General features: G+C 72.9%; 12 protein-coding genes. 4 read left to right on the top strand and 8 right to left on the bottom strand.

Annotated features, from left to right (window positions below):
* Positions 1 to 39 precede the first annotated feature (39 nt).
* From pgl to tkt, 5 genes are read right to left on the bottom strand one after another with little or no spacing between them, the layout of a single operon-like run.
* Positions 40 to 780: a 6-phosphogluconolactonase gene (gene pgl / locus ACFV5N_RS15910; RefSeq protein WP_385599459.1), complete on the bottom strand. Its 741-nt coding sequence runs from the start codon at positions 778 to 780 to the stop codon at positions 40 to 42.
* A gap of 41 nt (positions 781 to 821) precedes the next feature.
* Positions 822 to 1,751 carry a glucose-6-phosphate dehydrogenase assembly protein OpcA gene (opcA, locus tag ACFV5N_RS15905; protein ID WP_385599454.1) on the bottom strand — a complete coding sequence of 310 codons (930 nt, stop codon included), beginning with the start codon at positions 1,749 to 1,751 and terminating at the stop codon, positions 822 to 824.
* A complete protein-coding gene (zwf, locus tag ACFV5N_RS15900) occupies positions 1,748 to 3,316 on the bottom strand; it encodes a glucose-6-phosphate dehydrogenase (protein WP_385599451.1) in 1,569 nt (522 codons plus the stop codon). The genes opcA and zwf overlap by 4 nt, the downstream gene beginning before the upstream one ends.
* A gap of 6 nt (positions 3,317 to 3,322) precedes the next feature.
* Entirely contained in the window at positions 3,323 to 4,441 is a 1,119-nt protein-coding gene (tal, locus tag ACFV5N_RS15895; RefSeq protein ID WP_385599449.1) for a transaldolase, read from the bottom strand.
* Between the two features lie 35 nt (positions 4,442 to 4,476).
* The gene (tkt, locus tag ACFV5N_RS15890; protein ID WP_385599446.1) at positions 4,477 to 6,555 is read right to left on the bottom strand and encodes a transketolase; all 2,079 of its coding nucleotides are present in this window, start codon (positions 6,553 to 6,555) and stop codon (positions 4,477 to 4,479) included.
* A 385-nt stretch (positions 6,556 to 6,940) separates the two neighbouring features.
* Between tkt and ACFV5N_RS15885 the strand changes: the two genes are divergently transcribed.
* Genes ACFV5N_RS15885 through ACFV5N_RS15875 form a run of 3 tightly spaced genes read left to right on the top strand, consistent with a single transcriptional unit; the run spans position 6,941 to position 9,357 of the window.
* Positions 6,941 to 7,882 (top strand): heme o synthase, encoded by a 942-nt coding sequence (locus ACFV5N_RS15885; protein ID WP_385599443.1) that lies wholly within the window; start codon positions 6,941 to 6,943, stop codon positions 7,880 to 7,882.
* Positions 7,883 to 7,942: 60 nt separating this feature from the next.
* A complete protein-coding gene (locus ACFV5N_RS15880) occupies positions 7,943 to 8,272 on the top strand; it encodes a hypothetical protein (protein WP_385599441.1) in 330 nt (109 codons plus the stop codon).
* 26 nt (positions 8,273 to 8,298) lie between these two features.
* The gene (locus ACFV5N_RS15875) at positions 8,299 to 9,357 is read left to right on the top strand and encodes an amidohydrolase (RefSeq protein WP_385599439.1); all 1,059 of its coding nucleotides are present in this window, start codon (positions 8,299 to 8,301) and stop codon (positions 9,355 to 9,357) included.
* On the opposite strand, the gene ACFV5N_RS15870 is transcribed toward ACFV5N_RS15875, so the two are convergent.
* Genes ACFV5N_RS15870 through ACFV5N_RS15860 form a run of 3 tightly spaced genes read right to left on the bottom strand, consistent with a single transcriptional unit; the run spans position 9,345 to position 12,154 of the window.
* Positions 9,345 to 10,331, bottom strand: coding sequence for a heme A synthase (locus ACFV5N_RS15870; protein WP_385599457.1), 987 nt, complete (start codon positions 10,329 to 10,331; stop codon positions 9,345 to 9,347). The two genes, ACFV5N_RS15875 and ACFV5N_RS15870, sit on opposite strands and share 13 nt — an antisense overlap.
* A 57-nt stretch (positions 10,332 to 10,388) precedes the next feature.
* Positions 10,389 to 11,216 carry an ABC transporter permease gene (locus ACFV5N_RS15865; protein ID WP_385599438.1) on the bottom strand — a complete coding sequence of 276 codons (828 nt, stop codon included), beginning with the start codon at positions 11,214 to 11,216 and terminating at the stop codon, positions 10,389 to 10,391.
* On the bottom strand, positions 11,213 to 12,154 hold the full coding sequence (locus ACFV5N_RS15860; RefSeq protein ID WP_385599437.1) for an ABC transporter ATP-binding protein: 942 nt from the start codon (positions 12,152 to 12,154) through the stop codon (positions 11,213 to 11,215). Before ACFV5N_RS15860 ends, ACFV5N_RS15865 begins: the two co-directional genes overlap by 4 nt.
* A gap of 325 nt (positions 12,155 to 12,479) precedes the next feature.
* On the opposite strand from ACFV5N_RS15860, the gene ACFV5N_RS15855 reads away from it, so the two are divergent.
* On the top strand, positions 12,480 to 12,916 hold a 437-nt coding region (locus tag ACFV5N_RS15855), incomplete at its 3' end, for a PA domain-containing protein (protein ID WP_385599434.1).

Below are 12,916 nucleotides of genomic sequence, written 5' to 3'. Positions count from 1 at the left end.
CTGCGCGGGAGATGACCCCCGCCCCCGGCGGCGGCCAGGTCAGGCCGTCGCCGGGGGATACAGCTGCGGCGGCAGCGCCGAGGCCGCCGCGCGGTCCAGCAGCCACAGGGTGCGGCTCTCGCCGTACGCGCCGGCCGCCGGTGCCTGGAGTTCGCCCGGGCCCGACAGCGCGATGCGGGCCGCGTCCGCCTTGTCCTCGCCCGCCGCCAGCAGCCACACCTCGCGTGCCGTGCGGATCGCCGGCAGGGTGAGGGTGATCCGGGTCGGCGGCGGCTTGGGGGCGCCGTGCACCGCCACCACCGGCCGTTCCCGCTCGTGCAGCGCCGGATGCTCCGGGAACAGCGACGCCACATGGGTGTCGGGGCCCACGCCCAGCAGCAGCACGTCGAACTTCGGCACCGCGCCGTGGTTCAGCACGTCGCGGGCCGTGGCCAGCTCCGCCGCGTACCCCTCGGCCGCCGCCTCGGCGTCGTTGCCCCACGGGCCGTCGGAGGCCGGCATCGGATGGACCCGGGCCGGGTCCACCGGGACCTGGTCCAGCAGTGCCTCGCGGGCCTGGACCTCGTTGCGGTCCGGATCCCCGGCGGGCAGGAAACGCTCGTCCCCCCACCACAGCTCCAGCCGCCCCCAGTCCACCGCGTCCCGCGCCGGGGAGGCGGCCAGCGCCGCCAGCAGCCCGTTCCCGTTGCGGCCGCCGGTCAGCACCACCGAGGCGGTGCCGCGCGCCGCCTGGGCGTCCACGATCCTCGTGATCAGCCGGGCGGCGGCGGCCTGCGCCATCAGCTCCTTGTCGCGGTGGACCACCACCTGCGGGGTGGCCGTCACCGCTCCGCACCCGCCGTCGCGCCGAAGCGCAGCGCCTCCGCGTACGCCTCGTCCGGGTCGAGCCGGCGCAGCTCCTCGGCGATCAGCTCCGCGGTGGACCGCCGGTGCAGCGCCACATGCCGGTCCGGCTGGCCCGGTACCGCCAGCTTCGCCAGCGACCCGGTCGGCCGGTCCAGGCAGATCGTGCCGTCCTCGGTGAGCAGCCGGACCGCCGTGATGCCGGGGCCCGGGGTGGGCACCCGCTCCACCGGGACGCCCAGCCGCTGCGCCAGCCACAGCGCCAGCAGCTCCGTGGAGGGGTTGTGCTCCTCGCCCTCCACCACCGCCGAGTCGATCCGGCCGTGCTTCTGGTCGAGCGCCGCCGCCAGCACGCTGCGCCACGGGGTGATCCGGGTCCACGCCAGGTCGGTGTCGCCCGGCGAGTAGACCTCGGCCCGCGCGCCGAGCACCGCCACCGGGTCCTCGTTCGCCGCCGCGTCCATGATCCGCCGCTGGGCCAGCGTCCCCAGCAGATCGCGCTCCGGGTGCGCCGGGGCGTCCTGCGGCCACCACACCACCACCGGGGCGTCCGGCAGCAGCAGCGGCAGCACCACGCTGTAGGCGTGCGCCGACAGCTCGCCGTGCAGCCGCAGCAGGACGGTCTCGCCGCTGCCGGTCTCCCCGCCGACCCGGACCTCGGCGTCCAGGTGGGCGCCGGAGTGCTCCCGCGAGGAGCGGCCCGGGCGCCGGATGACGACCAGGATCCGGGAGGGGTGCTCCTTGGACGCCTCGCTGGCCGCCTTGAGCGCGTCGTAGTGGTTGCCCTCGTCGGTGACGATGACCAGGGTCAGCACTATGCCCACCGCCGGGGTTCCCGTTGCCCGCCTGGCCTGGACCAGGGCGGCGTTGATCTGACTGACTGTGGTGTCCGTGAGGTCGATCTTCATGGCCGCCGCCAGCTCCGTCCGTCCAGGGAGAGCATGTCATCAGCCGCCTTGGGCCCCCAGGTGCCGGCCGGGTACGGCTCGGGCCGGCCGTGGCCCGCCCAGAACTCCTCGACGGGGTCGAGGATTTCCCACGAGCGCTCCACCTCCTGGTGGCGCGGGAACAGGTTCGCGTCCCCGAGCAGCACGTCCAGGATCAGCCGCTCGTACGCCTCCGGGCTGGATTCCGTGAACGACTCGCCGTAGGCGAAGTCCATCGTCACGTCCCGGATCTCCATCTGGGTGCCGGGCACCTTGGAGCCGAACCTGATGGTGACGCCCTCGTCCGGCTGCACCCGGATGACCAGCGCGTTGTTGCGCAGCTCCTGGGTGTCGGTGGCGTCGAACGGCGAGTACGGCGCCCGCTGGAAGACCACCGCGATCTCGGTGACCCGGCGGCCCAGCCGCTTGCCGGTGCGCAGGTAGAACGGCACCCCGGCCCAGCGCCGGTTGTCGATCTCCAGCTTGATCGCCGCGTAGGTGTCGGTCACCGACTTGGGGTCGATGCCGTCCTCCTCCAGATAGCCGGCCACCTTCTGGCCGCCCTGCCAGCCGCCGGTGTACTGGCCGCGCACCGTGTGCCGGGCCAGGTCCCGCGGCAGCCGGACCGCGCTGAGCACCTTCAGCTTCTCGGCGACCAGGGACTCGGCGTCGAAGCCCGAGGGCTCCTCCATCGCGGTGAGCGCCAGCAGCTGGAGCAGGTGGTTCTGGATGACGTCGCGGGCGGAGCCGATGCCGTCGTAGTACCCGGCCCGGCCGCCGATGCCGATGTCCTCGGCCATGGTGATCTGCACGTGATCGACGTACGACCGGTTCCACAGGGGCTCGAACAGGGTGTTGGCGAACCGCAGCGCCAGGATGTTCTGGACGGTCTCCTTGCCCAGGTAGTGGTCGATGCGGAAGACCTCGTGCGGCGCGAACACATCGTGGACGACCGCGTTCAGCTCCTGCGCGGACGCCAGATCGTGGCCGAACGGCTTCTCGATCACCGCCCGCCGCCAGCTGTCGCCCTGCCCCTCGGACAGGCCGTGCTTCTTCAGCTGGCGCACCACCGTGGGGAAGAACTTCGGCGGTACGGAGAGGTAGAAGGCGAAGTTGCCGCCGGTGCCGCGCTCCTTGTCCAGCGCCTCGATCGTCTCGCGCAGCGTGTCGAACGCCACGTCGTCGTCGAAGGTGCCGGGCACGAAGCGCATGCCCTCGGCCAGTTGCCGCCAGACCTCCTCACGGAAGGGGGTGCGGGCGTGCTCCATGACGGAGTCGTGCACGACCTGGGCGAAGTCCTCGTTCTCCCAGTCCCGGCGGGCGAAGCCCACCAGCGAGAAACCCGGGGGCAGCAGCCCCCGGTTGGCCAGGTCGTACACGGCCGGCATGAGCTTCTTGCGGGACAGATCGCCGGTGACCCCGAAGATCACCAGGCCCGACGGCCCCGCGATACGCGGGAGCCGCCGGTCCTGCGGGGTGCGCAGCGGGTTGGCACGGACGCCGGGGATCTGCCCGGCGCCCGTCGCGTTCGCAGCTGAGCCGCTCACCGTCGCTCAGACCTCCCCGCCGGCGAGCCGCTCGAGTTCCGCCTGGGTGGAGTCGAGCAGCGCGGTCCACGCCGACTCGAACTTCTCCACGCCCTCGTCCTCCAGCAGCTGCACGACCTCGTCGTAGGAGATGCCGGCGGCGGCGAGCGCGTCCAGGTCGGCGCGGGCCTGCTCGTAGGTGCCCGCGATGGTGTTGCCGGTGATCTCGCCGTGGTCCTCGGTGGCCTTGAGGGTGGCCTCCGGCATGGTGTTGACGGTGCCGGGGGCGACCAGCTCCGTCACGTACAGGGTGTCCGGGTAGGCCGGGTCCTTCACGCCGGTGGAGGCCCACAGCGGGCGCTGCTCGTTGGCGCCCGCCTTGGCCAGGGCGCGCCAGCGGTCGGAGGCGATGACCTCCTCGTACGCCTGGTAGGCGAGCCGGGCGTTGGCGAGGGCGGCCTTGCCGCGCAGCGCCTTGGCCTCCTCGGTGCCCAGCGCCTCCAGGCGCTTGTCGATCTCGGTGTCGACCCGGGAGACGAAGAAGGACGCCACCGAGTGGATGGTCGAGATCTCCAGGCCCCTGGCCTCGGCCTGCTCCAGACCGGTCAGGTAGGCGTCCATCACCTCGCGGTAGCGCTCCAGGGAGAAGATCAGCGTGACGTTGACGCTGATGCCCCGGGCGATGGTCTCGGTGATGGCGGGCAGCCCGGCCCGGGTGGCGGGGATCTTGATGAAGGTGTTGGGGCGCTCCACCAGCCAGGCCAGCTGCTTGGCCTCGGCCACGGTGGCCCGGGTGTCGTGCGCCAGGCGCGGGTCGACCTCGATGGAGACCCGGCCGTCGCGGCCGTCGGTCGCGTCGTACACCGGGCGCAGCACGTCGGCGGCGTCCCGCACGTCGGCCGTGGTGATCATGCGGACGGCCTCTTCGACCGTGACCTTGCGGGTGGCGAGGTCGGTCAGCTGGGACTCGTACCCGTCGCCCTGCGAGATCGCCTTCTGGAAGATCGCCGGATTGGTGGTCACCCCGACGACGTGCTGCTGGTCGAGCAGCTCGCCGAGGTCGCCGGACGTGATGCGCTTGCGCGACAGGTCGTCCAGCCAGATCGCGACACCCTCCTCGGAGAGCCGCTTGAGTGCGTCGGTCATGGAAATCGCATCCCCTGCTTGTTGTCTCTTCGAATTCAGCGCTCTGCGGCGGCCAGGGATTCCCGGGCCGCCTGGGCGACGGCCTCCGGGGTGATCCCGAACTCGCGGTAGAGCGTCTGGTAGTCCGCGGACGCCCCGAAGTGCTCCAGCGAAACGATCCGCCCGGCGGTGCCGACGTAGCGGTGCCAGGTCAGACCGACCCCGGCCTCCACCGCGACGCGGGCCGCCACGACCGGCATCAGCACATGGTCGCGGTAGGACTGATCCTGCTCCTCGAACCACTCCACGCACGGCATCGACACCACCCGGGTGGGGACGCCCTCGGCCTGGAGCACCTCACGGGCCGCCAGTGCGAGCTGGAGCTCGGAGCCGGTGCCGATGAGGATGAGGCGCGGCGTGCCGCCCTCGGCCTCGGTGTGGATGTAACCGCCGCGCACCGTGTCCTCGTTCGGCGCGTAGGTGGGCACGTTCTGCCGGGTGAGGGCGAGGCCGTGCGGGGCCGGCTTGGTGGCGTACCGCTGAAGGATCTCCCGCCACACCAGCACGGTCTCGTTCGCGTCGGCCGGGCGCACGATGTTCAGGCCGGGGATGGCGCGCAGCGCGGACAGGTGCTCCACCGGCTGGTGGGTGGGGCCGTCCTCGCCGAGCCCGATGGAGTCGTGCGTCCACACGTAGGTGACCGGCACCCCCATCAGGGCGGCCAGCCGCACGGCGGGGCGCATGTAGTCGGAGAACACCAGGAACGTACCGCCGTACACCCGGGTGTTGCCGTGCAGCGCGATGCCGTTCATCGCCGAGCCCATGGCGTGCTCGCGGATGCCGAAGTGGATCGTGCGGCCGTACGGGTCGGCGCCGGGCAGCGAGTTGCCCTCGGGGAGGAAGGAGGAGCTGCCGTCGATGGTGGTGTTGTTGGAGCCGGCCAGGTCGGCGGAGCCGCCCCACAGCTCGGGGATGACCGGGCCCAGCTCGCTGAGCACCTTGCCGGAGGCCTTGCGGGTGGCGACGTCCTTGCCGGCCGGGAAGACGGGCAGCGCCTTCTCCCAGCCCTCGGGCAGCCGGGCCGCGCGGATCCGGTCGAATTCGGCCGCGCGCTCCGGGTTGGCCTCGCGCCAGGCGGCCAGCCGCTCCTCCCACGCGGCGCGCGCCTGTCGGCCGCGCTCGGTGACGGCGCGGGTGTGGGCGAGCACCTCGGGGTCGACCTCGAAGGACTTGGTGGGGTCGAAGCCCAGGACCTCCTTGGTGGCGGCCACTTCGTCCGCGCCGAGCGCCGAGCCGTGCGCGGCCTCGGTGTTCTGGGCGTTGGGGGCCGGCCAGGCGATGATCGAGCGGGCGGCGACGATGGAGGGCCGGTCGGTGACGGCCTGGGCGGCGAGCAGCGCCTCGTGGACGGCCTTCGGGTCCAGGTCGCCGTTCTCCAGCGGGGCGACGCGCTGGACGTGCCAGCCGTACGCCTCGAAGCGGGCCAGGGTGTCCTCGGAGATCGCGGTCTCGGTGTCACCCTCGATGGAGATGTGATTGTCGTCCCACAGCAGGACGAGGTTGCCGAGCTTCTGGTGCCCCGCCAGCGAGGCGGCCTCGGCGGCCACGCCCTCCTGGAGGCAGCCGTCGCCCGCGAACACCCAGATGGTGTGGTCGAACGGGGAGGTGCCGGGCGCCGCCTCCGGGTCGAACAGACCGCGCTCGTAGCGGGCGGACATCGCCATGCCCACCGCGTTGGCCACGCCCTGGCCCAGCGGCCCGGTGGTGGTCTCCACCCCCACGGTGTGCCCGTGCTCGGGGTGCCCGGGGGTGCGGCTGTCCCAGGTGCGGAAGGACTTCAGGTCATCCAGTTCCAGGCCGTACCCGGCCAGGTAGAGCTGGATGTACAGCGTGAGGCTGGTGTGACCCACGGACAGGACGAAGCGGTCCCGGCCGGTCCAGTCGGGCTCCGACGGGTCGTGGCGCAGCAGCTTCTGGAACAGCACATAGGCGGCGGGGGCCAGGGACATGGCCGTACCGGGGTGGCCGTTCCCGACCTTCTGTACGGCGTCCATGGCCAGAACACGAACGGTGTCGACGGCCCGCTGGTCCAGCTCGGTCCAGTCGAGGGCTGAGGTGGTCGGCTTGGTGCTCACCCTGCGTCAGGGCTCCTCTCCGCGGTCGATAGGTCCGGTGATGCGTTCTCCCACCGGAAGCGGCGCGAGGCTCACCGGGCGCTCCGAGCCTACCCCCGGCGTGCGGGGGGCCTGTGTCCGCGTTCGTCCAGTGGTCGGGGGGTGCGCGGCGGCGCCGGCGGGCGGACGGTGGACGGACCGTGCCGGCGACGACGCGACCCACCATCCCAGGCACGCCGCGCCCTCGCACGCGGCGCGCCCGGCGTGGGGCGACCCCGGAGACAAGGTGGGTATCTCGGGCGTCTAGAGTGACGGTGTTCATGTGAGGGGCGTCCATGAGCGGTCAGCGGCACGACGGCCGCTACGCCGGTGCCCCGACGCTGATCTCGCAGAATCAGGGGTGTCCGTGACGGTCGTCGATTCCCGTCCGGTGGCAGAGCGCGGTCCCGGCTCCGGCCAGTGGACGCGTGGTGCCCGGATCAGGGCGTTCATCGCGCTGACCAAGCCCCGCATCATCGAGACGCTGCTCATCACCACCATCCCGGTGATGTTCCTCGCGGAGCAAGGGGTCCCGGACCTCTGGTTGGTGATCGTTACCGTCACGGCGGGTTACCTGTCGGCGGGCGGCGCCAACGCGCTCAACATGTACTACGACCGCGACATCGACGCGCTGATGCACCGCACGTCGAACCGGCCGCTGGTCACCGGGATCGTGAGCCCGGCCGAGTGTCTGGTGTTCGGCATCGCGCTGGCGGTGCTCTCCACCGCGATGTTCGGCCTGCTGGTCAACTGGCTGTCGGCCGCGCTGGCGCTGGGCGCGCTGCTGTTCTACGTGCTCGTCTACACGATGGTGCTCAAGCGGCGCACCGCGCAGAACATCGTGTGGGGCGGCATCGCGGGCTGCATGCCGGTCATCATCGGCTGGTCCTCGGTCACCAACTCGATGTCCTGGGGCGCGGTGATCCTGTTCCTGGTCATCTTCTTCTGGACGCCGCCGCACTACTGGCCGCTGTCCATGAAGGTGCGCGAGGACTACGCGCGGGCCGGGGTGCCGATGCTGCCGGTCATCGCGAGCAACAAGGTCGTGGCCCGGCAGATCGTGGTCTACAGCTGGGTCATGGTGGGCGTCTCGCTGCTGCTGTGGCCGCTGGGGTACACCGGCTGGTTCTACCCGGCGGTCGCGCTGGCCGCCGGCGCGTGGTGGCTGTGGGAGGCGCACGCCCTCCAGGCCCGCGCCCGGGCCGGGATCACCGGGCCGGGGCTCAAGGAGATGCGGCTGTTCCACTGGTCCATCACCTATGTCTCGCTCCTCTTCATCGCGGTGGCCATCGACCCCTTCGTGGGCTGACACGGGGCGGTCCCGGCGCTCGCCCGGGGGTGTTCCCGACCGGGATTACCGGGAAGTAGCATGCCGGGCATGACGACCCGCAGCACCGCCAGGACCGGCCGCCGGCTCACCCGCCACATCACCGCCTTCGCCCGTGCGCACGGCGGGTCGGCCGAGGCCACCGTGACCTACGTCGGCGAGCGCGGCGCCCGCATCGTGCTGGTGGGCGCCGACGGCGGCTGGGGCGATCTGATGGCCCCGGACGGCGACACCGCCCGGCAGGCGCTGGAAGCGGCCGGAATCACCCCGCAGGACACCTTCGACGCCCCGCTCGCCGCTAAGGTACGCACCGGCCGCTACGAGTGGACCCGGATGGCCGGGCTCCAGATCGGCGGACCCCGCAATACCTGAAAGCGGTTTCGGGCGTTAGGCGGAATATGCACACCTCGCCCCTGGTGGACCAGCACGGTCACGGCGTGCTCCACGGCGACCTGGGCCTCGGCACCTTCGAGCGGCACCTCGCCGCCGCGCTCGGCGGCCCCGCCGGCACCGGGAGCGCGTACGACACCACCACCGGGCTCGCGCTGCGCCGCTGGTGCCCCCCGCTCCTCGGGCTGCCCGCGCACTGCACCGCCGTGCGGTATCTGGCGCGCCGCCGGGAGTTGGGGGCGTACGCCGCCTCCCGGGCACTGCTGCGGGGCAGCGGCATCCACACCTATCTCGTGGACCCCTCGATACCCGGGGCGGACACCGACGGCACCGAGGAGCCGGTCACCGGCATCGGGGAACTGGCCTCGGCCGCCGGCTCCCGGGCGCACGAACTGGCGGCGCTCGACGCGGTGGCGGGCGAGGCCGCCGACCGGGGCGGCGGGGTCCGTACCTTCGCCCAGGACATCGCCCAGGCGCTGCACGGCGCCGCCCGCCGCGCGGTCGCCTTCGTCTGCGACGCGGCCACCCTGCGGGATCCCGGGCCGCCCGAGCCCGCCGAGGTGCGCCGGGCCGCCGGCCGCTGGCTGGCCTGCGGGCGGCGGCGCAGCGAGCCCGCGCTCACCGGGCATCTGCTGTGGGCCGCGCTGGCCTGCGGGCTCCCCGTCCAACTGCGGTGCGCGGATCCGGAGCCGCTGGTTCCGCTGCTGCGGGCCACGGCGGGGCGTGCCCCGCTCGTACTGCTTCCGCGCCGGCCCCATCACGAGGCCGCGGCCCGGCTGGCCGCGGCCTTTCCCCATGTCTACGCCGATGTGGGCCCGGAGCCCGCGGTCACGCTGGCGCGGGCCCCGTTCGGGAAGCTGCTGTTCTCCACGGGCGCCCGGGCCCTGCCGGAACTGCACGTGGTGCGGGTGCGGCAGTACCAGCGCGCCATGACGCGGCTGCTGGGGGAGTGGGTCACCCAGGGCGACTGCTCGCGGGAGGACGCCCGGCGGATCGCCGACCGCGTCAGCGGCGGGACCGCCCGGCGGATCTACCGGCTGGACGAGCGGCCGGCTCAGGCCGGCTGAGGCTCCTTCTCGGGCCGTCCGGCCGAGGGCTCGGTGTCCGGCGCGGCCACCGGGGCGGGCCCCCGCTCGCGGGTGGACAGCAGCAGCCGCAGCATCGCGATCCACACCAGGGCGGAGCCCAGCATGTGGATGCCCACCAGCCACTCCGGCTCGTCCAGCGCGTACTGCACATAGCCGACGGCGCCCTGGGAGAGCACCACGAGCAGCAGGTCACGGCTGCGGGCGCGCGGCCCGGGCGGGGCGTCCACCAGGCGCAGCACCAGCCAGACGGCGAGCGCGCCGAGCGCCACCGACCAGGCGAGCATGGAGTGCACCCGGGTCACCGTCTCCCAGTCGAACGGCATCCGCTCGATGTCCCCGCTGTCCCCGGCGTGCTTGCCGGTGCCGGTGACGGCGGTGCCGGCGACCAGCAGCACGGCGGTGAGCACGGTGAGCCCGGACACGGCGCGGCGTACCGGGACGCCGACCAGCGGACGCGGCGGTTCGTCGCCCTCGCGGGCCCGCAGCCAGGTGAGGGTGGTGGTGGTGAGCAGTGCCATCGCGGCCAGGAAGTGCGCGGCGACGATGTACGGGTTCAGCTCGGTGAGCACGGTGATGCCGCCGATGACGGCGTTGCTCATGACCACCCAGAACTGGGCCCAGGCCATCCGGGTCAGCGGCCGGCGGCGCGGCTTCGCGGCGCCGGCGGCGATGATGGTCCAGCCGACGGCGGCGCTGACCACGTAGGTCAGCATCCGGTTGCCGAACTCGATCAGCCCGTGCACCCCCATCTCGGCGGTGGTGGTGAGCGAGTCGTCCGTGCACTTGGGCCAGGTGTCGCACCCGAGCCCGGAGCCGGTGAGCCGGACGGCGCCCCCGGTGATGATGATGAGGACACTCATCACCAGGGCGGTCAGCGCGGCACGGCGCACCGTTTCGGGGCGCGGGGTCCAGCGCTCGGCGATGTACGCGAGGGGATTTCGCACTGCTTTCAGCACCCGCTCATCGTAGGCCCCGAGCTTGTGCGCGTTTTCACGAGGGGGTGCTTCGGGTCATTCCCAGCGGAAGAAGCGGGCCGCGGCACCGAGGGAGAGCACCGACCAGACGGCCAGGATCCCGGCCTGGGCCCAGGGCATGGCGGCGCCGTTCTGGAGGACCTCGCGCAGCCCGGTGGACAGGGCGCTGACCGGCAGCAGTTCCAGGACGGTGCGCAGCGCGCCGGGGAAGTTCTCCAGCGGGACGATCACGCCGCCGCCGAGCAGCAGCAGGATGAAGACGAGATTGGCGGCGGCCAGGGTGGCCTCGGCGCGCAGCGTCCCGGCCATCAGCAGCCCGAGGCCCGAGAAGGCGGCGGCCCCCAGCAGCATCAGGGCGGCGGGGGCGAGCGGATTGCCGTGCGGGGACCAGCCGAGCGCCCAGGCCGTGCCGGTCAGCAGCACGGTCTGGAGCGCGAGGGTGACCAGGACGGCGCAGGTCTTGCCGCACAGCAGGCCCCAGCGGGGGAGCGGGGAGGCACCGAGCCGCTTGAGCACGCCGTAGCGGCGCTCGAAGCCGGTGGCGATGGCCTGCCCGGTGAAGGCGGTGGAGACCACGGCCAGCGCGAGGACGCCGGGGGTGAGGAAGTCGACGCGGGCGCCGTCGCCGGTGTCGACGATCTCGACGGTGCTGAACAGCACCAGCAGAAGGGTGGGGATGACCACCGTGAGCAGCAGCTGTTCGCCGTGCCGCAGGAGCATCCGGGTCTCCAGGGCGGCCTGGGCGGCGATCATGCGGGGGAGCGGGGCGGCGGCGGGGCGCGGGGTGAAGGTGCCGGGCCGGGCCGTGCCGTCGGTGTCCCGGGCCCGGTCGGCGTTCCCGGTGGCGGCCGAGTCGGTGGTCATGACCGCAGCTCCTTGCCCGTCAGTTCGAGGAAGACGTCTTCCAGGGTGTGCCGCCGGGTGGTGATCCGGTCCGGCAGGACGCCGTGCTGGGCGCACCAGGCGGTGACGGTGGCCAGCAGGCGCGGGTCGATCTCGCCGGTGACGCGGTACGCGCCCGGGCTGGGCTCGCTCACGTCGGCGCCGGCCGGAAGGGCGGCCTTGAGGGAGGTGAGGTCGAGGGCGGGCGGCCCGCCGAAGCGCAGGGTGTCGGCGGCGCCGCCCCGGGAGAGGTCGGCGGGGGTGCCGCGGGCGATGACCCGGCCCCCGTCGATGATCGCGACGTCGTCGGCCAGTTCCTCGGCCTCGTCCATGAAGTGCGTGGTGAGGACGGTGGTGACGCCGTCCGCGCGCAGTTCGCGCACCAGCTCCCAGGTGGCGTGCCGGGCCTGCGGGTCGAGGCCGGCGGTGGGCTCGTCGAGGAAGACGAGTTCGGGGCGGCCGACGACGGCGAGGGCGAGCGCGAGCCGCTGCCGCTGACCGCCGGAGAGCCGGCGGTAGGGGGTGCGGCCGCAGGAGGCGAGGCCGAGCCGTTCGGCGAGCGCGTCCACGTCCAGGGGGTGCGCGTGGAGGGCGGCCATGTGCCGCAGCATTTCCAGGGCGCGGACGCCGGGGTAGACGCCGTCGCTCTGGAGCATGACGCCGATCCGGGGCCGCAGCGCGGCGGCGTCGGCGGGCGCGTAGGGGTCGAGACCGAGGACGCGCAGCCGGCCGGCGTCCGGCCGCCGGTAGCCTTCGCAGGCCTCGATGGTGGTGGTCTTCCCGGCGCCGTTGGGGCCGAGCACGGCGGTGACCGATCCGCGTTCCACGGTGAGGTCGAGTCCGTCGACGGCGGTGGTGCGGCCGTACCGCTTGACCAGCCCGACGGCTTCCACGGCCGCCTGGGCCCCTGCGGTCTGCATGCGATCGAGTCTAGGGCGAGCGGCGATCGGGGTGGGCGGCGCCCCGGGGGCCCGAGGGTCGGTGCGCGCCCGGCGTGCGCGCGGATATTCCGTTCCGCCGCATTGCCCGGCACGCTCCCCCGCCCGCTGTAATTCTGAATGTTCGAGTTTGCTGCCATCGGCCCCGGGTAATTTTCCCGGCGGAATCAAGACTTCATTTTCGAGCCGCCCTTCTGGAGTCGGATTGTCCGCGTGGATGTGTGCCGGAATTCCTTTTCTCCTGCTGACCCAAAGCCTGTCCCAGCCCGCTCAGCAGTCGGAAACCCCTACGTTGTCCCTGGTCAGAGTGGGTGATCACCTGGAGGAATTCCAGCGGATCGCCCTCGCCCACCACGGCCATCGCGCCTCCGGGACGGCCGGCCACGCCGCGTCGCTCAGCTATGTCGAGAAGGAACTGTCGGCAGCCGGTTATCTGCTCCGGCGCCAGGAGTTCTCTTTTCTCTACACGGAGACGGTGGAAGAAAGAATGACCTTGTCCGACGGAAGATCCCCGGTCGTGACCGCTTTCGGATATGCACCGTCCACACCCGAGGCGGGACTGAACGCCGCGTTCCTGCCGCTGGACGCCACGGGCTGCGACGCCGCCGACTGGGCCGGGGTGCCGGCCGAGGGCCGCACCGTCGTGCTCCCGGCCGAGGGCTGCGCCGCCGCCGAGAAGGAACGGGCCGCCGCCGACGCGGGAGCCGCCGCCCTGCTGCTCGCCGGCCCCGGCCCCGACGCCCC

Source organism: Streptomyces sp. NPDC059853, assembly GCF_042731495.1.
Lineage (GTDB): Bacteria > Actinomycetota > Actinomycetes > Streptomycetales > Streptomycetaceae > Streptomyces.
This window is presented reverse-complemented; position numbering and strand designations above follow the sequence as displayed.